21 protein-coding genes and 1 pseudogene are annotated in these 20,426 nt (G+C 60.7%); 15 read left to right on the top strand and 7 right to left on the bottom strand.

Annotated features, from left to right (window positions below):
• Positions 1 to 9: 9 nt before the first annotated feature.
• The 15 genes and pseudogenes from ehuR to GA830_RS17220 form a co-directional block, all read left to right on the top strand.
• Complete coding sequence (ehuR, locus tag GA830_RS17290) at positions 10 to 1,395, top strand: MocR-like ectoine utilization transcription factor EhuR (protein ID WP_195163003.1); 1,386 nt, start codon at positions 10 to 12, stop codon at positions 1,393 to 1,395.
• 121 nt (positions 1,396 to 1,516) lie between these two features.
• On the top strand, positions 1,517 to 2,302 hold the full coding sequence (gene ehuA, locus GA830_RS17285; RefSeq protein WP_195163002.1) for an ectoine/hydroxyectoine ABC transporter ATP-binding protein EhuA: 786 nt from the start codon (positions 1,517 to 1,519) through the stop codon (positions 2,300 to 2,302).
• A 58-nt stretch (positions 2,303 to 2,360) separates the two neighbouring features.
• Positions 2,361 to 3,212 (top strand): ectoine/hydroxyectoine ABC transporter substrate-binding protein EhuB, encoded by an 852-nt coding sequence (gene ehuB, locus GA830_RS17280; RefSeq protein WP_195163001.1) that lies wholly within the window; start codon positions 2,361 to 2,363, stop codon positions 3,210 to 3,212.
• Between the two features lie 100 nt (positions 3,213 to 3,312).
• On the top strand, positions 3,313 to 3,972 hold the full coding sequence (gene ehuC / locus GA830_RS17275) for an ectoine/hydroxyectoine ABC transporter permease subunit EhuC (protein WP_195163000.1): 660 nt from the start codon (positions 3,313 to 3,315) through the stop codon (positions 3,970 to 3,972).
• Positions 3,972 to 4,637, top strand: coding sequence for an ectoine/hydroxyectoine ABC transporter permease subunit EhuD (gene ehuD, locus GA830_RS17270; protein WP_195162999.1), 666 nt, complete (start codon positions 3,972 to 3,974; stop codon positions 4,635 to 4,637). The genes ehuC and ehuD overlap by 1 nt, the downstream gene beginning before the upstream one ends.
• A gap of 6 nt (positions 4,638 to 4,643) precedes the next feature.
• A complete protein-coding gene (eutA, locus tag GA830_RS17265) occupies positions 4,644 to 5,420 on the top strand; it encodes an ectoine utilization protein EutA (protein WP_195162998.1) in 777 nt (258 codons plus the stop codon).
• A gap of 9 nt (positions 5,421 to 5,429) precedes the next feature.
• Positions 5,430 to 6,410 (top strand): hydroxyectoine utilization dehydratase EutB, encoded by a 981-nt coding sequence (gene eutB / locus GA830_RS17260; protein WP_195162997.1) that lies wholly within the window; start codon positions 5,430 to 5,432, stop codon positions 6,408 to 6,410.
• On the top strand, positions 6,407 to 7,399 hold the full coding sequence (eutC, locus tag GA830_RS17255; RefSeq protein WP_195162996.1) for an ectoine utilization protein EutC: 993 nt from the start codon (positions 6,407 to 6,409) through the stop codon (positions 7,397 to 7,399). Before eutB ends, eutC begins: the two co-directional genes overlap by 4 nt.
• A gap of 38 nt (positions 7,400 to 7,437) precedes the next feature.
• A complete protein-coding gene (gene doeA / locus GA830_RS17250) occupies positions 7,438 to 8,616 on the top strand; it encodes an ectoine hydrolase DoeA (protein ID WP_195162995.1) in 1,179 nt (392 codons plus the stop codon).
• A gap of 4 nt (positions 8,617 to 8,620) precedes the next feature.
• Positions 8,621 to 9,622, top strand: coding sequence for a N(2)-acetyl-L-2,4-diaminobutanoate deacetylase DoeB (gene doeB, locus GA830_RS17245; protein WP_195162994.1), 1,002 nt, complete (start codon positions 8,621 to 8,623; stop codon positions 9,620 to 9,622).
• Between the two features lie 162 nt (positions 9,623 to 9,784).
• A complete protein-coding gene (gene cueR, locus GA830_RS17240) occupies positions 9,785 to 10,183 on the top strand; it encodes a Cu(I)-responsive transcriptional regulator (RefSeq protein ID WP_195165021.1) in 399 nt (132 codons plus the stop codon).
• On the top strand, positions 10,180 to 10,734 hold the full coding sequence (locus GA830_RS17235; RefSeq protein ID WP_195162993.1) for a c-type cytochrome: 555 nt from the start codon (positions 10,180 to 10,182) through the stop codon (positions 10,732 to 10,734). The genes cueR and GA830_RS17235 overlap by 4 nt, the downstream gene beginning before the upstream one ends.
• 75 nt (positions 10,735 to 10,809) lie before the next feature.
• Complete coding sequence (locus tag GA830_RS17230) at positions 10,810 to 11,676, top strand: F510_1955 family glycosylhydrolase (protein ID WP_195162992.1); 867 nt, start codon at positions 10,810 to 10,812, stop codon at positions 11,674 to 11,676.
• A gap of 91 nt (positions 11,677 to 11,767) precedes the next feature.
• Entirely contained in the window at positions 11,768 to 12,316 is a 549-nt protein-coding gene (locus GA830_RS17225; protein WP_195162991.1) for a DNA-3-methyladenine glycosylase, read from the top strand.
• Between the two features lie 120 nt (positions 12,317 to 12,436).
• Positions 12,437 to 12,634 (top strand): annotated as a pseudogene (locus GA830_RS17220) (MFS transporter); the annotation flags it as partial.
• Positions 12,635 to 12,762: 128 nt separating this feature from the next.
• Here the strand turns inward: GA830_RS17220 and GA830_RS17215 are convergent.
• The 7 genes from GA830_RS17215 to GA830_RS17185 form a co-directional block, all read right to left on the bottom strand.
• A complete protein-coding gene (locus GA830_RS17215; protein WP_195162990.1) occupies positions 12,763 to 13,551 on the bottom strand; it encodes a 3-hydroxybutyrate dehydrogenase in 789 nt (262 codons plus the stop codon).
• 156 nt (positions 13,552 to 13,707) lie between these two features.
• Positions 13,708 to 15,747, bottom strand: a complete 2,040-nt coding sequence (locus GA830_RS17210) for a TRAP transporter permease (RefSeq protein WP_195162989.1) — start codon at positions 15,745 to 15,747, stop codon at positions 13,708 to 13,710.
• Between the two features lie 71 nt (positions 15,748 to 15,818).
• The gene (locus tag GA830_RS17205; RefSeq protein ID WP_195162988.1) at positions 15,819 to 16,832 is read right to left on the bottom strand and encodes a TAXI family TRAP transporter solute-binding subunit; all 1,014 of its coding nucleotides are present in this window, start codon (positions 16,830 to 16,832) and stop codon (positions 15,819 to 15,821) included.
• Between the two features lie 151 nt (positions 16,833 to 16,983).
• A complete protein-coding gene (locus GA830_RS17200; RefSeq protein ID WP_195162987.1) occupies positions 16,984 to 18,012 on the bottom strand; it encodes a CorA family divalent cation transporter in 1,029 nt (342 codons plus the stop codon).
• Between the two features lie 90 nt (positions 18,013 to 18,102).
• Positions 18,103 to 19,077: a hydroxymethylpyrimidine/phosphomethylpyrimidine kinase gene (locus GA830_RS20035; RefSeq protein WP_258045490.1), complete on the bottom strand. Its 975-nt coding sequence runs from the start codon at positions 19,075 to 19,077 to the stop codon at positions 18,103 to 18,105.
• Positions 19,044 to 19,655 carry a thiamine phosphate synthase gene (locus GA830_RS17190; protein ID WP_195162986.1) on the bottom strand — a complete coding sequence of 204 codons (612 nt, stop codon included), beginning with the start codon at positions 19,653 to 19,655 and terminating at the stop codon, positions 19,044 to 19,046. The genes GA830_RS20035 and GA830_RS17190 overlap by 34 nt, the downstream gene beginning before the upstream one ends.
• Positions 19,652 to 20,425 carry a thiazole synthase gene (locus GA830_RS17185; RefSeq protein WP_195162985.1) on the bottom strand — a complete coding sequence of 258 codons (774 nt, stop codon included), beginning with the start codon at positions 20,423 to 20,425 and terminating at the stop codon, positions 19,652 to 19,654. The genes GA830_RS17190 and GA830_RS17185 overlap by 4 nt, the downstream gene beginning before the upstream one ends.
• Between the last annotated feature and the right edge of the window lies 1 nt (position 20,426).

The raw sequence follows: 20,426 nt of genomic DNA, 5'->3' as shown, positions 1-20,426 counted from the left end.
TAATGCATCATGACATTTTGGCAACCCGACCCGGCGCTGATCCGACGCCCGGCCTATCTTTCCCTCGCCGACCAGTTTGCGCGCGCTATCCATGACGGGCGCCTGGCCAATGGTGCCAGGCTGCCCACCCACCGGAGGCTGGCGGATGATCTGGGGCTTTCGGTGCAGACGGTCAGCCGCGCCTATGAGGAGTTGATCCGGCGTGGACTGATCTCGGGCGAGATCGGGCGGGGTAGCTTTGTCCAGACCCAACGCCGTGAACCAGAACCGCCCTATCTGCCGGAGCGCCCGGGCGAGGTGGTGGATCTCTCGATCCTGAAGCCGGTGTGTGAGCCGATGCATCTGGACCGCCTCAAGGCAGCGCTTGGGTGGCTTGCCGAAAACCTGCCGGCGAGTTCTGGTCTGTCGTTTCGGCCCAACATGGTGTTTCCGCGCCATCGTGCGGTGGCGGTGGAATGGCTGAAGCTTTGCGGGCTCGATGTGTCTCCACAAAATGTTAGCGTCACCAATGGCGCAACGGCGGGGATGACGGTGGCGCTGATGAGCGTGGCGCCGCCCGGCTCGACGGTCGCCACCGAAGCGATCGGCCACCACACGCTGGTGCCTCTAGCGCGCTATCTCGGCTTCAACCTGGAAGGCCTGCAGATAGATGAGAACGGGCTGATACCAGAAGCGCTGGATAACGCGTGCCGGCATTCGGACATTCGCGCCGTTTTCGTGCAGCCCTCTGTGATCAATCCAACGGCAACGCTGATGGATGCGGCGCGGCGTGAACAGATTGCGGCGGTTGCCCGAAAACACGATATTGCGATTATCGAAAATGACGTCCTGGGTCCACTGATCGAGGACAGGCCGCCTCCGGTCGCCCTATTTGCACCCGAGCGGACGCTTTATGTGACGTCGTTCACCAAGATTACTGTGCCCGGTTTGCGGATAGGCTACCTTTTGGCACCCGACCGCTACGCGGCAGCGGTAGCCAATCGGCATCTCGTGTCGAACTGGATGGCAACGCCGATGGTGGCCGAGATTGCCAGCAAATGGGTGGTCGATGGCACCGCGATGGAACTGGTGCGCTGGCAGCGTTCGGCGCTGCGGCGGCGGCAGGAAATCGCTGCCGAAGTGCTCGACGGGATCGATTATCGTGCCCACCGCGACGGGTTGCATCTCTGGCTCCAACTGCCTGGCAACCGGGCAGAAGAGACTTTTGTCGCCCAGGCGCATTTGCGCGGTGTAGCGATTGCGCCCGGCACATCTTTCCGGGTTTCTGAGGAACAATGGCATCCGTCGGTCCGCATTTCGCTGGGGTCGACAACGGAGGCGGAGCTTCGCACCGGGCTGGGAGTGGTTGCCAAGCTGCTGCTCGGTGACCCTGAGCATCTGTTGCTTGCAATCTAGGCGTCAATTGCCCTGATTTTAACTTCAATTAGAAATATTGTCATGATATTATTTTAGCAATTGACATGATTTGAAGGTTTCCCCATCGTTAGGGACAGATCGCTCCCCAACGGAGATCCCTTTGTCCGCGCCCATCATCAAGATCGATTCCATTTCCAAGAGCTTCGGCACCTTCAAGGTGCTGGACGGGTTGTCGATGCAGGTTATGGCGCGCGAGAAGCTGGCGCTGATCGGTCCTTCGGGTTCCGGCAAGACGACAATCCTGCGGATCCTGATGACGCTTGAGCGGATCGATGACGGCCACATCCAGATCGACGGCGAGCAGCTTTATCACATGGAGAGGAACGGTCAGCTGCTGGCGGCCGACGAGCGCCATCTGACGCGGATGCGCCAGAAGATCGGCATGGTGTTTCAGCTGTTTAACCTGTTTCCGCACAAGAGCGTTATCGACAATGTGACACTGGCACCGATGCTGACGCAAGGCACGCCGCGCCCGGCTGCCGAGAAGCGGGCAATGGAACTGCTCGACATGGTCGGCATGGCCGACAAGGCCAAGGCGATGCCGGCGCAGCTTTCGGGCGGCCAGAAGCAGCGGGTGGCGATTGCACGGGCGTTAGCGCTGCAGCCGAAAATCATGCTGTTCGACGAGGTTACCTCGGCGCTTGATCCCGAACTGGTCGAGGAAGTTCTGAACGTCTTGTGGCGGCTCTGCGAGGAGACAGACATGACTATGCTGCTGGTTACGCATGAGATGGGTTTTGCCCATGATTTTGCTGACCGCATCCTGTTTTTCGACCGCGGCAAGATCGTGGAGGAAGGCAAGCCGGACGAGATTTTCAAAAACCCCAAGCAGGAGCGTACGCAAAGCTTCCTGAAGAAGATCATCGCGGCCGGACATCGTGTCTGACCGTCTTGCGGAGGCAAAAGCTTCCTCGAACTTAAAAAGAAAACAAGGAGTGGGAACTATGAAGAAACTTGGCATATGGGCTGGCGTCGCCGGCATCACGCTTTCGGCGGTGCTGGCCGCCACCGGCCCGGGCTCTGCTGAAGAAGGCAAGCTGGACGGGTTGAAGAAGCAGGGCTTTGCCCGCGTTGCTATCGCCAATGAGCCGCCATTCACGGCGGTTGCTGCCGACGGCAAGGTTTCGGGTGCAGCGCCTGATGTGGCGCGCGAGATCTTCAAGCGTCTCGGCGTCGAGGACATCGTCGCTTCAATCTCGGAATATGGCGCGATGATTCCCGGCCTTCAGGCAGGTCGCTTTGACGTTGTTACCGCCGGCCTGTTCATGAAGCCGGAACGCTGTGCTGCCGTCGTCTATTCCGAGCCGGTGCTGTGCGATGCCGAGGCAATGCTGGTCAAGAAAGGCAATCCAAAAGGCTTCAAGAGCTATGAGGATGTTGCCAAGGACGACAGCGCCAAAATCGGCGCGCCGGGCGGCGGCACGGAAGAAAAATTGGCGCTCACTGCCGGCGTGCCGCGTGACCGCGTGGTCGTGGTGCCGGATGGCCAAAGCGGCGTGAAGATGCTTCAGGACGGTCGCATCGATGCCTACTCGCTGCCGGTTCTTTCGATCAACGATCTGGTCAAGAAAGCCAATGATCCGAACCTTGAGGTCGTCGCCCCGGTGATGGGTGCGCCAGTCTATTGCGACGGCGCTGCCTTCAAAAAGGGCGATGAAGCGTTGCGCGATGCCTTCGATGTGGAGCTGGCGAAGATGAAGGAATCTGGCGAATTCGCCAAGATCATCGAGCCCTATGGCTTTTCGGCCGCCGCAGCGATTTCTACGTCGCGCGACAAGCTCTGCGCTGCGCAATAGCTTAGTAACGCTGCAGGGTCGCTGCACAATCTTCCTCCCCGCTATGCTGGGGAGGGCTGCAACCTTGCACCCCCGGTGATCGCGTAGGAACAGTTCATTCATGACCGAATGGTCCGGCTATTTTGGCCTGATAATGCAGGGCGCCCTGGTCACCGTGCAACTCACGGTGATGGGGTCGGCGCTAGCCTTGGTGATGGCCTTCATCGCCGGGTTGGGGCGGCTGTCGCGTTTCTTTGCTGTCAGGGCGCTGGCCACCGCCTATATCGAGTTCTTTCGCGGTACATCGATTTTCGTACAATTGTTCTGGGCCTATTTCGTGCTGCCTTTTGTTGGTGTCACGTTGACGCCGCTACAGGCAGGCGTTCTGGCTCTGGGACTGAATGTCGGCGCCTACGGTGCCGAGGTTGTGCGCGGGGCCATCCAGTCGATCGGCCGCGAACAGTATGAGGCGTGTACCGCGCTTAACCTCGGGCGCTGGCACTCGATGCGCCATGTGGTCCTGCCGCAGGCGCTTTTGGTTATGCTTCCGACCTTTGGCAACAACGCTATCGAGCTTTTGAAGGCCACTGCGGTCGTGTCGCTGATCTCGCTTACCGACCTGACCTTCCAGGCGCAGGTGGTTCGGGCGCAGACCGGCAACACGCTGGTGCCCTTCACCACTATCCTGATCCTCTATTTCATGCTCGCAATGCTTATTTCATGGGGTGTTCGTTCGCTTGAACGCCGAATGGCGCGCGGCCTTGACGGAGTGCGCGCCTGATGGAGTGGGATTGGGCGTTTGTCTGGGAGATCATGCCTACCCTGATCGAGGGGGTGAAGATCACCATCCTCGCGACCCTGCTTGGCTCGGTGCTGGCGGCGGTGGTGGGGCTGGGCATCGCACTGGCGCGTCGGTCACCCAACAAGCTTTTGTCGCGCACGGTCGGGTTTGCGGCAGAGTTCATCAGGGGCACGCCGCTTCTTGTGCAGCTCTATTTTATTTTCTACGTGCTGCCAGATTTCGGCATTCTGCTACCGCCGCTGGTTGCTGGTGTCATCGGGGTTGGGCTCCATTACGGCACCTACACAGCGGAAGTTTACCGCGCTGGAATCGACAATGTGCCGCGCGGGCAGTGGGAGGCGGCCAAGGCCTGCAATCTCAGCGCCACGCAAAGCTGGGTCCACATCATCATTCCGCAGGCGATTCCACCGATGATTCCCGCGCTGGCCAACTATTTCATTGCCATGTTCAAGGAAACGCCGCTGCTTTCGGCCATCACCGTCCTGGAACTGATGAACCAGGCCAAAATTGTGGCTAACTCCTCCTATCGTTACATCGAACCGATCACCATGGTCGGCGTATTCTTCCTGACTATCAGCCTGTTTGCTGTCGTTCTCCTGCGCTGGCTGGAGCATCGTTACGGCAAGGTCGAGGTCGAGAGGTAGTACCGCATGAAAACTTTGCCTGAAATCCGGTTGAGACAGGATCGCCCCGCGCTTGACAAGCGCCCGATGGCCAGGCGCATCGGGCTGATCATCCTGGCGACAGACCACACGTCCGAGCCCGATTTCCGACGGATGGTGGCGAGCGAGCGGATCGGCGTCTATGTCGCGCGCATTCCCTATGCCAACCCGACGACGCCAGACAATCTGCGTAAGATGCAGCCGTCGCTTGCAGCCGCAGCCGCGCTGATCCTGCCCGACGAACCGCTGGATGCGATCTGCTATTCCTGCACTTCGGCTTCAGTGGCCATCGGCGATGATGCAATCGAAGCGGCCATCCAATCCGGCAAGCCCGGGGTGCCTGTCGTCACACCGCCTGCCGCAGCGGTGCGCGGGCTGCGCGCGTTTGGTGCCAGGCGGATCAGTATCCTGACGCCCTACACGGTCGATACCAGCCGGCCGATGGCAGAGTATTTTATTGAGCGCGGGTTCGAGATCGCCAGCTTCACCTGCCTCGGATTTGAGGATGACCGGGAGATGGCGCGGATTACACCTGCGGCGCTGGTCGACCTGGCGCGCGAGGTGACCGACGATCAGGCGGATGCGTTGTTTGTCTCGTGCACGGCGCTGCGGTCTGCACTCGGCGTTGCCGACATGGAAAACGCCATCGGCAAGCCGGTCATCACCAGCAATCAGGCAACCGCCTGGACTTGTCTCAGGCTTTGCGGCGATGAGGCTTCCTATTCCGAATTGGGCCGTCTGATGACGCTGCCACTGGGCGTGTGATGGACGGTAATGGCGTTGGTTGAAATCCATCATATCCGCGCGGCTCGCGACCGCATTGCAGGCAAGATCGAGCAAACTGCGATGGAGCTTTCGACGAGTCTTTCCAGCCGCTTGGATACTCCTGTTTATCTTAAGCTTGAGCATAGGCAGATCACCGGCAGCTTCAAGCTGCGCGGCGCATCGAATGCTGTTTCCTTGCTCGATGCGGCCCAGAAGGCGCGTGGTGTGGTTGCTGCATCAACGGGCAATCACGGTCGGGCGCTTGCCTATGCAGCAAAGCTTGAAGGCATCCGCGCAATCATTTGCATGTCGCGGCTGGTGCCGGAAAACAAGCTGCTCGAAATCCGCAACCTGGGAGCCGATGTACGCATCATCGGCAACAGCCAGGATGATGCGCAGCGTGAGGTGGACCGGCTGGTGGCGGAGGAGGGCATGGTGATGCTGCCGCCTTTCGATCATGCAGATATCATCGCCGGGCAGGGCACGCTTGGGCTCGAGATTATTGAGCAGGTGCCCGATGCAGCCTGTGTGCTGGTGCCGCTTTCAGGCGGTGGTCTGGCGACGGGCGTAGCTGCGGCGGTCAAAGGCGTCAGCCCGGATGCAAAAGTAATCGGTGTGTCGATGACACGCGGTGCGGCAATGAAAGCGAGCCTTGATGCGGGCCGTCCGGTTCTGGTTGAAGAATTGGAAACGCTGGCGGATTCGCTGGGTGGCGGCATCGGCCTTGAGAACCGTTTTACCTTTGCCCTTTGCCGCGACCTTCTTGACGGAGTCGTGCTCCTTTCGGAGGACGAAATCGCGGCTGGCATTTCCCATGCCTATCGCGAGGAGCGCGAGATTGTCGAGGGGGCGGGTGCGGTCGGTATTGCCGCGCTGCTTGCGGCCAGGATCAAGCCAATAGGGCCAACGGTTCTGATCCTGTCAGGCCGCAACATTGATATGGGGCTGCACAGCCGGATCGTTTGTGCCGATCAGGAGCGTGCCGCATGAGCCGGATGACCATTCTGACCGAAGCCGATCTGCGCGCGGTGGTCTCGCTCGATCTCGATGCTGTCGCATGCGTGGAAAATGCCTTTCGCGCGCTCGCAACGTTGCCGGTGGCCATGCCGCCGATCCTGCGGCTCGATATTCCTGAGCATCGCGGCGAGGTAGACGTCAAGACAGCCTATGTTCCGGGTATTGATTGCTTGGCGATCAAGATCAGCCCGGGCTTTTTCGACAACCCCAAGCTCGGCCTGCCCAGCGTCAACGGCATGATGGTGCTTCTTTCGGCTCACACCGGTCTGGTCGAGGCGTTGTTGCTCGACAACGGTTATCTGACGGATATCCGTACGGCTGCCGCTGGTGCGGTAGCGGCCAAACATCTTGCGCGCTCAGACAGTTCGATCGCTGCAATCTTCGGCGCTGGTGTTCAGGCCTGCCTGCAGCTTGAAGGACTGATGCTGGTGCGGCCCATCCGCGAAGCCCGAATCTGGGCGCGCGATGCGGTCAGGGCGGAAGCCGCAGCCAGCGTGCTGCGCGACCGGCTCGGCATCATGGTGCGCGCCGAGGCTGATGCAGCAAAAGCGGTTGCGGGCGCCGATATCATCGTTACGACCACGCCCGCCATCAAACCGTTGATTGAGGCTGGATTTTTGAGTGCGGGCCAACACATCACCGCCATGGGCTCGGACGCTGAACACAAGAATGAAATCGCACCAGCGGTGCTTGCCATGGCTGATCTCTATGTTGCCGACCGCGCCAGCCAGACGCGGGTACTGGGCGAATTGCATCACGCGATAGCGGCAGGGGCCATGTCTGCCGATGGCGCGGTCACCGAACTGGGACACGTCATCACCGGCCAAACGTTCGGCCGGCGCGCTGCCAGTGACATCACGCTTGCCGATCTTACCGGCACTGGCGTGCAAGATACGGCGATTGCGACGCTTGCCCGCGACCGGGCGCTGACAGTCGGCGCTGGAACTCAATTCGAAACCTGACAGATGGCCATGCGGCCCAATGAGCGAGGATCAAAAAAATGATGCCGAACCTGAAATTTTCCCGTGAGGAATATGCCGAACGGCTGGCCAAAACAAGGCATGCGATGGAGGCCAAGGGGGTCGACCTCCTGATCATCAGCGATCCGTCCAACATGGCCTGGCTGACTGGCTATGATGGATGGTCCTTCTATGTACATCAGGCAGTCATCGTCCCGCCCTCGGGCGAGCCGGTATGGTATGGTCGCGGGCAGGATGCCAACGGCGCCAAGCGCACCGCCTATCTCGCGCATGAAAACATCGTCGGCTACGCCGACCAATATGTGCAGTCGACAGAGCGCCACCCGATGGACTTCTTGTCGAACGTGCTGGCGGAGCGTGGCTGGGATAAGCTCACCATGGGCGTGGAGATGGACAATTACTATTTCTCTGCAGCCGCCTTCGCGGCGCTGCAAAAGCACCTGCCCAATGCCCGCTTTGTCGATGTCACGGCGCTCGTCAACTGGCAGCGCGCAATCAAGAGCCCAACCGAGATTGGATATATGCGCAATGCTGCCCGTATCGTTGAGGCAATGCACCAGCGCATCGTCGACAAGATAGAAGTGGGCATGCGTAAATGCGATCTGGTTGCCGAGATCTATGATGCCGGCACGCGTGGCGTCGATGGCATTGGCGGCGACTATCCGGCCATCGTACCGCTGTTGCCATCTGGCGCTGATGCGTCGGCCCCACATTTGACCTGGGACGACCAACCGATGAAGCGGGGCGAGGGCACCTTCTTCGAGATTGCAGGCTGCTACAACCGCTATCACTGCCCGCTGTCACGCACCGTCTTTCTGGGTAAGCCAACGCAGGAATTCCTGGATGCCGAAAAGGCTACTCTCGAGGGCATGGAGGCGGGTCTGGAAGCGGCAAAGCCGGGCAATACATGCGAGGACATCGCCAATGCTTTCTTCGGGGTGCTCAAGCGCTATGGCATCGTCAAAGACAACCGCACCGGCTATTCGATCGGGCTCAGCTATCCGCCGGACTGGGGTGAGCGCACGATGAGCCTGCGCCCCGGCGACCGCACTGAACTCAAACCCGGCATGACGTTCCACTTCATGACCGGCCTATGGCTGGAGACGATGGGATTGGAAATCACTGAGTCCATCCTCATCACCGGAACTGGCGTCGAGTGTCTGGCCAATGTGCCGCGCAAGCTATTCGTCAAGGACTGAGCCGATGTCCAGCCAGCGTCCATCACCGATCACGCCGACCGTCGATTTTGACCGCGACGGAACCCAGCACGGATTTTTGCGACTGCCCTACAGCCGGGATGATTCTGCCTGGGGCTCGGTGATGGTTCCGATCTGCGTGATCCGCAATGGCAGCGGGCCGACCGCGCTTTTGACCGGCGGCAATCACGGCGATGAATATGAGGGGCCGCTGGCGCTTTATGATCTCGCGCGTACGCTTGACGTGGAAGATGTCGGCGGCACGGTCATCATCGTGCCGGCGATGAACTATCCTGCGTTTCGCGCCGGTACGCGCACCTCTCCGATTGACCGGGGCAATCTCAACCGCAGTTTCCCCGGCCGCCCGGACGGCACGGTCACCGAAAAGATCGCTGACTTCTTCCAGCGCGACTTGTTACCGCGCTGCGACATCGCGCTCGATTTCCATTCGGGCGGCAGGACGCTCGATTTCGTGCCCTTTGCCGCCGCCCATATCCGGCCCGACAAGGCGCTTGAAGCTCAGGGTTTTGCGGCGGTCGAGGCGTTTTCGGCGCCGTGGTCGATGAAGATGCTGGAGATCGACGCGGTCGGGATGTACGACACCGCCGCCGAGGATATGGGCAAGCTGTTTGTCACCACCGAGCTGGGCGGCGGCGGCACGTCGCGCGCCGATACGGTGCGGATCGCGCGGCGCGGCGTCCTTAACGTGCTGCGCTACACGGGCGTCGTGGCAGGCGCTGTCGATGCCTTGCCGACACGATGGCTCGACATGCCATCAGGCGACTGTTTTTCTTTTGCTGAAGATGACGGAATGATTGAAACTATGGTCGATCTTGGCGACAGCGTCGAAAAGGGGGACATCGTCGCCCGCGTCCATTCAGTCGGGCGCACCGGCACTGCACCGCAAGAGATCAGGGCCAAGTTGTCAGGCCTCTTGGCCGCACGACATTTTCCAGGCCTGGTCAAGGCAGGCGACTGCGCTGCGGTGGTGGCGGTTGTTGTTAACTAGGCATTCCTCATAGTTTTCCCGCGCACAAAACGGGATAAGCGCCGCGAACAATTTTCACTGCGTCGCCAAGGTGGAGTTTTGTCGAATCGCAAAGAAAAATAACTCTTGAGCTTCCAGCCACTAGAAGCTTATCCTCTACCCAAACCCACTAGGAGACAGGTGATGAACATCGGAACCGCCTCGGAAAAATCCGGCCTGCCGCCCAAAACGATTCGCTATTACGAGGAGATCGGCTTGTTAAAGGCGGACCGGGCAGGGAATGGATACCGCGATTATTCGATATCGGACGTGCATCGGCTGCGTTTTTTGCAGCGGTCACGCAGCCTTGGATTTTCGGTTGAGGAGTGCCGCCAGCTCCTGTCGCTCTATGGCGACAAGGAAAGGGAAAGCGCGGACGTAAAGGCCATGGCACAAACGAAGCTGGCAGAAATCGACCGCAAGATCGGCGATCTCGTGAGCCTGCGCGACTTGCTGAGCCACCTCGTCCAAAATTGCCACGGTGACGAGCGCCCGGATTGCCCCATCATCGATGGCCTTGCGGGAAGCGCCGGGGTTCAATGAGGCTTCTGATCGCTTTCGTATTCCTGTCGACCTTGTGTGCTGCCGTATTCGCGGCCTCCCACATCCCCGCCAACGGTATTGTCGGGAAACGCCAGAATGCGATGAAACAAATGGCCCGGGCCGTCAAAACGATCGCGGATATGTTCGAAGGCAGGTTGGTTTACGACGCAGCGGAGTTCAAGTCCGCCGCCGAAACCGTCCGCCGTCAATCTGGAGAAACCCTAGTCAAGGGGTTCCCCGCTGGTTCGCTTGGAGACCCTTCCGACGCAAAGGCCGACATCGACACATCCCGTGCCGAATTCATCGCGCTTGCTAAACATCTCGAAAAGTTCGCTTCGGCCCTGTCCGTCGCTGCCGACAGCGCCCCGGACGGCATAACAAAAAGCATGAGGATGGGGCCAGGGATGATGATGGACGGCAGTATCCTTGGAAAAAAGCGAGCGGCCAAGTCTGTGGCTGATGTTTCCACGCTTCCGGCCGAACACGTCTTTCACCTGATGCTGCAGGACTGCGCAAGCTGCCACGCCAGGTTTCGCAACAAGGCGAAGTAAGATATTTGTGAAGCCGTAATCGATCCTGATATCATTCGCGTCCTGAATGCCACGGGTAAATCTGGAGATGACAAGATGAGACAGTTCGTGGGCATGATAACCGCGAGCCTGATCGTGGGCTTGGTGATTGCAACCGGTTCGGCGGTTGGAGGCGAGGCTGTCTCCGTCTCCCGGATCAAGGAACAAACCCACATTCACGGACTGGCAGTCGACAGACAGGATACAGAAAAGCTTCTGATTGCCACACACCATGGACTGTTCCGGACCGGACCGGACGGGAAGGCGGAGCTCATCTCGCCGGTGCAGGACTTCATGGGATTCACCCCGGACCCATCCGATCCAAGCTCGCTATATGCCAGCGGCCACCCTGCAGGCGGCGGCAACCTTGGCTTTATCGCTTCCACCGACAACGGCGTTACCTGGCATCAGATTTCGCCGGGAGCAAACGGGCCTGTCGATTTCCACCAAATGACTGTTGGTGCCGTAAATCCGAAGGTTGTCTACGGCGCCTATGGCGCGCTCCAGATCAGCCGGGACGCGGGAAAGACATGGTCGGTCGTGGGTCCCCTGCCGGAAAAGCTGATCGATCTCGCGGTATCGGCAAAGAACGCCGACACGATTTTCGCCGCCACGGAAGCAGGTCTATCCATCAGTCGCGACGGAGGCCAAAGCTGGGAGACGGTGATCAATGGCACGCCGGTCAGTCTCGTCGAGGTGGCGGCCGATGGTTCTGTATATGCCTTTGTGCTGGGACGTGGCCTTGTCCGATCTGCGGAACCGGAAATGGATTTCAAGACAATCTCCGATGCATGGGGCGATCGTATCCTGCTGCATCTTGCGGTCGACCCCTCCGATAAGAACAGAATGTTCGCTGCTACACATCAAGGCGACATCCTCGCCAGCGTCGACGGCGGAGCCAAATGGGATGAACTCGGCCGCTGACAACCGGCTTGAGCCTGCAACGTTCCAGCAGTACGGCACTGGTGATCCACACCGGCTAGACCGCCGCGTCAGCATTGGCTAGCACAACGTTATGTCCGCTCTCGCCGCCTTCTTTGTACGTCCTGCTCCGCACGTAGCGCCGGAGCTCATTGGCGCCACGCTGATGGTCAACGGGGTTGGCGGTGTCATTGTCGAGACGGAGGCTTACCAGTCGGATGATCCGGCTGCGCACTCCTTTCGCGGTCCGACGCCGCGCAACAAGGCAATGTTCGGGCCGCCGGCGCACGCCTATGTCTACCGTTCCTACGGTATCCACTGGTGCCTCAATTTTGTCTGCATGCCGGGCAGCGCAGTGCTGATCCGTGCGGTGGCGCCGACAGTCGGGCTGGAGGATATGGTGGCGCGGCGCGGTTCGGCGGCACCCCGCGCCCTTTGTTCGGGGCCGGGGCGGCTGACACAGGCAATGGGCGTTGACCTTTCCATGGATGGCGCGCCGTTGGATGCGCCGCCCTTTGCGCTCACCCTAGCCGTCGACACAAAACCGCTGCTCACCGGTCCACGTATTGGCATCAGCAAGGCGGTCGAGTTGCCATGGCGGTTCGGGCTGGCGGGATCAGAATTTCTCTCGCGTCGGTTTTGATCCTGGGTTGCTAAAAAAGAAAAAAGAATGGCACGTCGGTTCAGGCGGTTTGCAACGTCCTTGTAGAACAATGGCAGTGCAACCGTGCCTGCCCGGGTTTCCGCAAGAGGGGTTTTCAACATGCATCAGGACCATTCCTATCGCTGGGTGATTGTGTTTGCCGGCGGACTAATGGGCTGCGTGGCGATCGGATCGATGTTTTCTCTGGCGATTTTCATGAAGCCGATGGTCGAGGATACGGGCTGGTCGCATGCCGGCATCGCCAGCGCAATGACGCTCAACTTTCTGGTCATGGGGATTGCCGGCTTTTTCTGGGGACCACTGGCTTTTTATCGCGTCCGCCTTGATAGGCATCGGTGCTGCGGCCATCGCGCTTGCTTTCCCGCCGTTCCCGCGTGAACGCGCGGCACTGCAGGCGATGTGAGGGGCGGCGTGCAGCGCGCTGGTTACTGCGCCGTCCAGCCGCCGTCGACGGAGAGCGTGGTGCCGGTCATCTGTTTTGCCGCATCGGAGCAGAGGAAGACGGCAACGCCGGCAACTTCTTCAACGGTGACGAATTCCTTGGTCGGCTGGGCGGCCAGAAGCACGTCGTGCTTAACCTGTTCCTCGGTCATGTTGCGCGCCTTCATCGTGTCGGGTATCTGGCGTTCGACCAGCGGTGTCCAGACATAGCCCGGCGCGATCGCGTTGACGGTGACGCCAAAGGTGGCTGCTTCAAGCGCCACGGTCTTGGTCAGGCCGGTCATGCCATGCTTGGCTGCCACATAGGCCGATTTGAACGGCGAGGCGACCAGCGCATGCGCCGATGAAGTATTGATGATGCGGCCCCAGCCGCGCTCCTTCATGCCGGGCAGCGCCGCTTTGATGGAATAGAAAGCGGCCATCAGGTTGATGCGGATGATGGCTTCCCACTTGTCGTCGGGAAAGCTTTCAATCGGCGAGACGTGCTGGATGCCGGCATTGTTGACCAGTACATCGACGCTGCCAAATGCCTGCTCGGCCTCGACAACCATGGCGGTCACTTCTTCGCCATTCATCATGTTGGCATCGGAAAATCGGCATTTTACGCCGAATTCGGTTTCAATAGCCCGGCGCTCGGCTTCCATTTCCTCTGGCGTGCTCAGACCGTTCAGGGTGATGTTGGCACCCTCGGCTGCGAAGGCGCGCGCGATGGCCAGCCCGATGCCGCTGGTGGAGCCGGTGACGACTGCGTTCTTGGAGGACAGGATACCCATTGCAATCTCGCGCAGGTTGGAAGACCCGGTCCTTTTGCAGCGCACACTATCATCGTGTCAAATCCCAGGACCGCGGCATTGCAATCCTGCGACGGCCGATTGTCCTTGCCTCAGTGGTCGCGGGCGAGGCACCAGGGCGGTTCCCCGCCGCCGACGTCAGCCCGCTTGCGCCACCGGCGTGCGGTTGCCGTTCAGCCATTGCCATGTGGCAACAATCACGACAGCACTCAGCCCGATCAGAGTGGTATAAAGCTCAGGTGCCACCAGCAGCATCGCCGCGAGAATGAGGATGGTGCGCCCGATCCAGCCAATATGTCCGAACATCCAGGCAGAAAACGCTGCCGACAAAGCGGTAATGCCAACCACGGTTCCGCCGGTGGCCAGCACAAAGCTTGCCCACGAAAAGTCCTTCACTACCAGGAGCATGGAGGGGGAGAACACGAATACGAAGGGTACCAGGATCTTGCCGATGCCGAGCCTGAAGGCGGTGTTGCCGGCCTTGAACGGGTTGGCATTGGCGATGCCTGCCGCTGCGTAGGCAGCGAGTGCTACGGGTGGCGTGATGTCGGCCAGCACGCCGTAGTAGAAGACGAAGAAATGCGCCACCAGCGGCTCGACGCCGAGCAGCACCAGAATGGGTGCAGCGACCGTGACCATGATCAGATAGTTGGCTGTGGTCGGGATGCCGCAGCCCATGAGGATGCAGACCAGAGCGGTCAGGATCAGCGTGAACAGCAGCGTCAGATTGGCCATCGACATTACGTCGAAGGGAATGAAGGGCTGGATCGACGAAGCCCAGGTGGCGGCTGTCGATGTGACGATATAGGAGACCTTGAAGCTGACTCCGGTCAGCGTCACCACACCAATGACGATACCCACTGTTGCAGCCGCCGCGCCGACGGCGAGCGCATATTTGGCGCCGGTGACGAAGGCATCGAAAATGTCACGCGGCATCAGCCGGTTGCGCGGGTTCAAAACGCCGATCACCATGCAGGCGGTGATGCCCCAGAAAGCTGCCAGATAGGGCGTGTTACCGTTGAGCAGCACGGCGATCAGGATGAACAAGGGTGCCAGTACCGGCCAGTCCTGCTTCAACACCTGCCAGGCTTTGGGCAGCTCTTCGGGGCTCAGGCCGCGCAGGCCCTGACGCTTAGCTTCGAAATGCACCTGCATCAGAACGCCGAAAAAGTGCATCGAGGCCGGCACCATCGCGGCCAGCAGAATGTCGGTATAGGGAATGCCCAGAAACTCGACCATCAGGAAGGCGGCGGCGCCCATCACTGGCGGGGTGATCTGGCCGCCGGTGCTGGCAGCGGCCTCGACGGCGGCTGCGAAATGGCGTGGATAGCCGATACGCACCATAGCCGGGATCGTCAGCGAACCGGTGGTGACCGTATTGGCAATCGAGGAACCAGAGATCGAGCCGAGCAGTGCAGAAGACAGCACCGAGACCTTGGCTGGTCCGCCCGAATAACGGCCGGCGACTGCCGATGCAAGGTCGATAAACAGTTTACCTAGCCCCATCCGGGTGGCGAGCACACCGAACAGGACGAAATGGAACACGTAGGTCGCGACGACGCCGACCGGCAGGCCGTAAATGCCCTGGCTGGTCAAATAGAGATGGTTGACCACGGTCGGCCAGCTGGCGCCCGGATGAACCAGCAGTCCCGGCGCATGGCGACCAAAGACGGCGTAGACCATGACTAGAATAGCAATGATCGGCAGCGGCCAGCCCATAGAGCGGCGCGTCGCTTCAAGCAGCACGACAATCATGACCGTGCCCATTACCACATCGATGGCCAGCGGATTGCCGATGCGGAACGCCAGGTCGTGGAAGACATAAGGAACGTAGAGGGCCGCGGCGGCGGCGGCGATGGCAAAAATCCAGTCGGGCAGAGGGATGCCGCCCGGTCGCCAAAGGCTTGATTTGTAAAGCTTGCTCTGGCCTGAAGGAGTCGCAGCAAAGACGAGGAAGATCAACGCCAGCACGAAGGCCATGTGGACGCCGCGATGGGTGACCTCGCGCAGCAGGCCGAAGCCTGCGGTGTAATAGTGAAAAAGCGACAGCGAAAACAGAAGGATGGCGGTAAGCCAAGCGGTTGCAGGCTGCAGCGGCCGGAAACGCACCTCCGGATCGAACTTCTCCTCGAGCGCTTTGATCTGCTCGACGCTTTTTCCGGTGGTGTCCTGGCTCATGTCCTTATCGTCCCCAAAAACACAAAAGACCGGGCACTAGGCGCCCGGCCTTTCTGGTATCCGCGAGCGGACTACTTCAGTTCGCCGGCTTCCTTATAGAAGCGCTCTGCACCCGGATGCAGCGGAATGCCAATGCCGTCAAGTGCGGTCTCGAGCGTAATTGACTTGCCTTTTGCATGGCCAGCATCGAGCAGCGCGCGCGAGTTCTTGTTCCACAGCGCCTTGGTGATTTCGTAGACGAGATCATCCTTCTGGTCGGCGCTGGTGATCCACTGTGCGCCAACGCTCACCGTTTCGGTGTCGGCGTCAACGCCCTTGTAGGTGCCGGCCGGAACGACATGTTTGGAGAAGAACTTGTACTTGCCCAGCATGTCTGAAGCTTCGGGGCCAGCAACCGGTACAAGCGTGATTGCAAGTGAGGTGGCCAGTTCAGTGATGGCGCCGGCCGGGTAGCCGCCAACGAAGAAGAAGGCATCCATATTTCCGTCGCGCATCAGGTCCGCTGCCTGGTTAGGTTTTAGGAATTCTGCTTCGACATCGCTTTCCGAGAGGCCGTAGGCTTCAAGGATCAGTCGGGCATCGACCAGGGTGCCGGAACCCGGCTCGTCGAGTGACACTTTTTTGCCCTTCAGATCGGCCACCGACTTGATGCCGGCGTCCGCACGGGCCACGAGATGGATCGATTCGGGATAAAGATTGGCGATGGCGCGAACCTTTTCCACAGCGCCCTTTTCAGCAAAAATGCCGGTGCCGCTGTGGGCCCAGAAGGCGACGTCGGACTGCGAGAAGCCGGATTCGAGCGAGCCGCCGGCAATGCCGTTGACATTGGCGACCGATCCGTTGGAGGCAACAGCTGTTGCGACCAGACCCGGCGCACCGCAGCTGCCGCCTTCATCGCAGGCACGCGAGCCGGGCGGGTTGGAAATCGCGTTGGCTATCAGGCCGCCGATCGGAAAATAGGTTCCGGCGGTGCCCCCGGTGGCGATGCGGAAGAACTGCATGTCCTGTGCGCTCGAAATGCCGACGGCGAGCGCGCCGACCAGTGCTGCGGCAGCGCCAATGCGCGCCAGTTTCTGAAAAATCATACTTTTTGCCTCCGTGACGTCGTTGTGAACCGATATCCAACCGCATCACCGGGAGAGAGTCCACCCCGCACTCTGGTAGTCCAGCGCGATTGATAGGGCCAGTGCCAGTGACAGCACCATCGTTCTCCCCCAGTTCGTGGCGACGAGAACCTTAGAACCGGAGATTGGCGCCGGCGCGCTTGAGCAGCCCGTAGAAGATTGCGGTAGCACCGATGCCAATCAGCATGGCGATCAGGAACCCGCTGGCGGCATGAGCGAGCGGCAGTCCGCCGGTGTTCATGCCGAAAATACCTGCAATGAGGGTGCCGGGCAAAAGGAGGGCGCTGATCAACGCCAGGGCGCGCAGGCTGCGGTTGGATTCATCGGCGAGTTCGGCGGCCACCTCTTCCTGCAGGAGACGGGCGCGGTCGTTTACCGTCACGACCTCCTGATCGAGACGGTTCAGCCTTAGGGCAATTCTTTCGAGTGCCTGATGGCCATTTTTGCCCAGCGCCCAACCGGCGCGATCCTCTTCCTTGAAGAGCTCGGCCAGCGCGCCGATGGGCCGGTGCAGCGACACGGCAAGGCGGCGCACATCCTTGAGGTTAGCGCGTTCATCGCTCAGGCGCTCAGTCACCAGATGATCCTCGACCTCGTCCAGCACTATTGTCGCGGTGGCGAGCCGCTGGCCGGTGTTTCGACAAAAGGCTGCCACAATGATTTCCAGCAACCCAAAGGCGTTGGTGGGTGGGGTGCTCGCGCCTTTTGCGACTGCCGTGTGGACTTCTTCCACCGCCTGCAACGGGTGCCGCCGCCCGGTGACCAGCAAATGCTCCGACACTGAGAAATGCAGCCGTCCTATTCTGGTCGACTGGCGCGCCAGCTCTCCATGCAGATCGGCCATCACCCCATGTACGACACCGTCTTCATGGGCCAGCGCCAGGCTTGAAACGTGACCTTCAAAGACCATTCGCGCGCACGGTGGAAGCGCACAGATTTTGTTGATCCAGCCTGGCGTGCGCTGGTCGAGCAGATCGACATGCAGCCACACCCAGCCATGTTGCGCTGCGAGCGCATCCGGGATTGCGCTGGCAGCCAAGCTTTCGGCACGGCTGCTGTCCGGATGAAGCCGGTAGGCAAAGACAAGACCCGGCGCCTGGTTGGCGGCGGCAAGCAATGGCAGGTGCGAGATGTCTTGCATGGAAACCGTGCGCAGGGTTGAGGGTCGAAAAGCTTAGACGACGATAGGAAATCTAGATGAAGATGATGTGACGCGGCGCAATCAGTGTGCTTATGCGAACCGACCCGCCACATGCGCCTTGGCGCTTGCAATCGCGTCGGTCAGGTCGCGACCGCCGGCGAGATTGGCTGCAATGGCGCTCGCCAGCATGCAGCCGGTGCCGCGCATGGTTTTATCGTGCCGCGCGGCGGTGAAAGGCAGGGGCGATTGGCCGGAGCGGAAAAGGATATCGATGGCGCGGGTGCCGATCGCATGGCCACCCTTGACGAGGACTGCCGGGGCAGCGGCAAGCAGGATTGCGGCCTGGTGTTGGACAAGCGCGGGAACATCGGGGAGGTGTTCGGATGTGGCGGGGGCGTCGATCGTCCCCCACTCCGTCAGTCTACGCGCGCCACCTCTCCCCAGATCGACGGGGGAGAGGAAGGACATTGCGCCAACCTCCCCGTTATGCCTCGCCCCTACGCAGTGGGGGAGAGGTGGCACCGCGAAGCGGTGCCGAAGTGGGGGCTCCTGGCCAGCCGCTGCCGCCCCGACAATCGCTTCCGCCAAAAGCGTTAGTTCCGGCAGGTTGGGTGTTACCACTGTGCATTTTGGCATCAGATCCGCGCACAGAGCCGCCACCCCATCCACGGCCAGCAGGGCGCTGCCGGAAGTCGTCACCAGAACCGGATCGAGCACGGCAGGCACATGAGGATTGTCCGCGAGCACGCGGGCTAGCGCAGCCACGTTCTCGCCGTTGCCCAGCATGCCGATCTTGATCGCGCGCACCCGGTTGGAGGCCAGAGCCGCGCGTATCTGCGCTTCCACCAGATCGGCAGGCGTGAGGTCGACACGCGCCACACCCTCATGCGTTTGCACGGTCAGCGCCGTGACGGCGAGGCAGGCGCGCACGCCATGCTGCGCCAGCGTTTCGATGTCGCGCGCAATGCCCGCGCCGCCGGAGGAATCCGAGCCAGCGACTACCAGTACGAAAGGTCCGTTTTCGGGCATGATCAGCGTCGGTGCTCTGCGGCGAGCGCCAGCCATTGTCGCGTGCGCGCTTCCGGGTTGGCGTTGAGCGTGATGTCAGTGACCACCGCAGCACTGTCGGCGCCGGCTTCCAGCACGCCCTGCGCGCGCTCCGGCGTCAGCCCGCCAATGGCGACGAGCGGGATTTTTCTGCCGATACGTAATTTCCATTCACCGATCCGGTCGAGGCCCTGGGGGTCCCATTTCAATTGCTTCAGGATGGTCGGGTAGATGGGGCCAAGCGCTATATAGTCCGGCGCAGCTGCCAGCGCGGCGTCCAGTTCGGCATGGTCATGCGTGCTGATGCCGAGTTGCAGGCCGGCGTTTCTGATCGCACCGAGATCGGCACCCGCGAGGTCCTCCTGGCCCAGATGCACTGCCGTACATTTTTCCTCGATGGCGAGCTGCCAGTAATCATTGATAAACAGCTGGCAGCCATAGGCGGCACAGATGATGCGGGCGCGGCGGATCTCAAAGCGCAGTGCATCTTGCTCCATATCCTTGATGCGTAATTGTACGAGTTTGACCCCAAGCGGCACGAGCCGTTCCAGCCAGTTGGCGCTGTCGACGATGAGGTAAAACGGGTCGAGCCTCATGAGAACATTGCCCGACCGATAATTGGTGTAGATGGCACTGCCATGTCGCGCGGTTCCAGAATGCCGGCGCCTGCCGCCGCATGTCCGGCGCGGATGGCAGCGGCAAAGGCGCCGGCCATCGCTACCGGATCACCGGCGCGCGCGACGGCGGAGTTGAGCAGCACTGCGTCATAACCAAGTTCCATCACGCAAGCCGCATGTGACGGGCGGCCAAGTCCGGCATCCACTACCAGCGGCGTAACGGGAAAATGCCCGCGCATGGAACGCAGCCCATGCAGGTTGAGCGGCCCGAGCGCTGAGCCGATGGGCGCGCACCAGGGCATCAGCACGCCGCAACCGGCTTCCAGCAGCCGTTCGGCGACGCCCAGATCCTCAGTGGTATAGGGAAAGACCTTGAAGCCATCGGCACACAATGCGCGCGCGGCGTCCACCAACGCGAAAACATCGGGCTGCAGGGTGTCGTGATTGCCGATCACTTCGAGCTTGATCCAGTCGGTGCCAAATACCTCGCGCGCCATGTTGGCGGTGGTAATGGCTTCGCGCGCAGTATGGCAGCCGGCTGTGTTGGGCAGGAGTTTTACGCCGAGCTCGCGCACCAGCTCAAAGAAACGCCCGCCCGATTTGCCGCCCATTGTTTCGCGGCGCAGCGAGACAGTCAGCAGCGACGGTTTTGCCGCCCGCACCGCGTCAGCCAAGATGGTCGGCGAGGGATATTGCGCGGTACCGAGGAAGAGCCGAGAAGCCAGCGTCTCGCCATAGATTTCCAGCATG

The organism is Mesorhizobium sp. NBSH29, from assembly GCF_015500055.1.
Taxonomy (GTDB): domain Bacteria; phylum Pseudomonadota; class Alphaproteobacteria; order Rhizobiales; family Rhizobiaceae; genus Neomesorhizobium.
Note: the sequence above shows the minus strand (reverse complement) of the source record. Positions and strands in the feature narration are given on the sequence as shown.

Bases quoted from the DNA above. Each gene is read 5' to 3' on its own strand.
- ehuR (WP_195163003.1), top strand. From the start codon at position 10: ATGACATTTTGGCAACCCGACCCGGCGCTGATCCGACGCCCGGCCTAT.
- ehuB (WP_195163001.1), top strand. From the start codon at position 2,361: ATGAAGAAACTTGGCATATGGGCTGGCGTCGCCGGCATCACGCTTTCG.
- ehuC (WP_195163000.1), top strand. From the start codon at position 3,313: ATGACCGAATGGTCCGGCTATTTTGGCCTGATAATGCAGGGCGCCCTG.
- ehuD (WP_195162999.1), top strand. From the start codon at position 3,972: ATGGAGTGGGATTGGGCGTTTGTCTGGGAGATCATGCCTACCCTGATC.
- eutA (WP_195162998.1), top strand. From the start codon at position 4,644: ATGAAAACTTTGCCTGAAATCCGGTTGAGACAGGATCGCCCCGCGCTT.
- eutB (WP_195162997.1), top strand. From the start codon at position 5,430: ATGGCGTTGGTTGAAATCCATCATATCCGCGCGGCTCGCGACCGCATT.
- eutC (WP_195162996.1), top strand. From the start codon at position 6,407: ATGAGCCGGATGACCATTCTGACCGAAGCCGATCTGCGCGCGGTGGTC.
- doeA (WP_195162995.1), top strand. From the start codon at position 7,438: ATGATGCCGAACCTGAAATTTTCCCGTGAGGAATATGCCGAACGGCTG.
- doeB (WP_195162994.1), top strand. From the start codon at position 8,621: ATGTCCAGCCAGCGTCCATCACCGATCACGCCGACCGTCGATTTTGAC.
- cueR (WP_195165021.1), top strand. From the start codon at position 9,785: ATGAACATCGGAACCGCCTCGGAAAAATCCGGCCTGCCGCCCAAAACG.
- GA830_RS17235 (WP_195162993.1), top strand. From the start codon at position 10,180: ATGAGGCTTCTGATCGCTTTCGTATTCCTGTCGACCTTGTGTGCTGCC.
- GA830_RS17230 (WP_195162992.1), top strand. From the start codon at position 10,810: ATGAGACAGTTCGTGGGCATGATAACCGCGAGCCTGATCGTGGGCTTG.
- GA830_RS17225 (WP_195162991.1), top strand. From the start codon at position 11,768: ATGTCCGCTCTCGCCGCCTTCTTTGTACGTCCTGCTCCGCACGTAGCG.
- GA830_RS17215 (WP_195162990.1), bottom strand. From the start codon at position 13,551: ATGGGTATCCTGTCCTCCAAGAACGCAGTCGTCACCGGCTCCACCAGC.
- GA830_RS17210 (WP_195162989.1), bottom strand. From the start codon at position 15,747: ATGAGCCAGGACACCACCGGAAAAAGCGTCGAGCAGATCAAAGCGCTC.
- GA830_RS17205 (WP_195162988.1), bottom strand. From the start codon at position 16,832: ATGATTTTTCAGAAACTGGCGCGCATTGGCGCTGCCGCAGCACTGGTC.
- GA830_RS17200 (WP_195162987.1), bottom strand. From the start codon at position 18,012: ATGCAAGACATCTCGCACCTGCCATTGCTTGCCGCCGCCAACCAGGCG.
- GA830_RS20035 (WP_258045490.1), bottom strand. From the start codon at position 19,077: ATGGCTGGCGCTCGCCGCAGAGCACCGACGCTGATCATGCCCGAAAAC.
- GA830_RS17190 (WP_195162986.1), bottom strand. From the start codon at position 19,655: ATGAGGCTCGACCCGTTTTACCTCATCGTCGACAGCGCCAACTGGCTG.
- GA830_RS17185 (WP_195162985.1), bottom strand. From the start codon at position 20,425: ATGCTGGAAATCTATGGCGAGACGCTGGCTTCTCGGCTCTTCCTCGGT.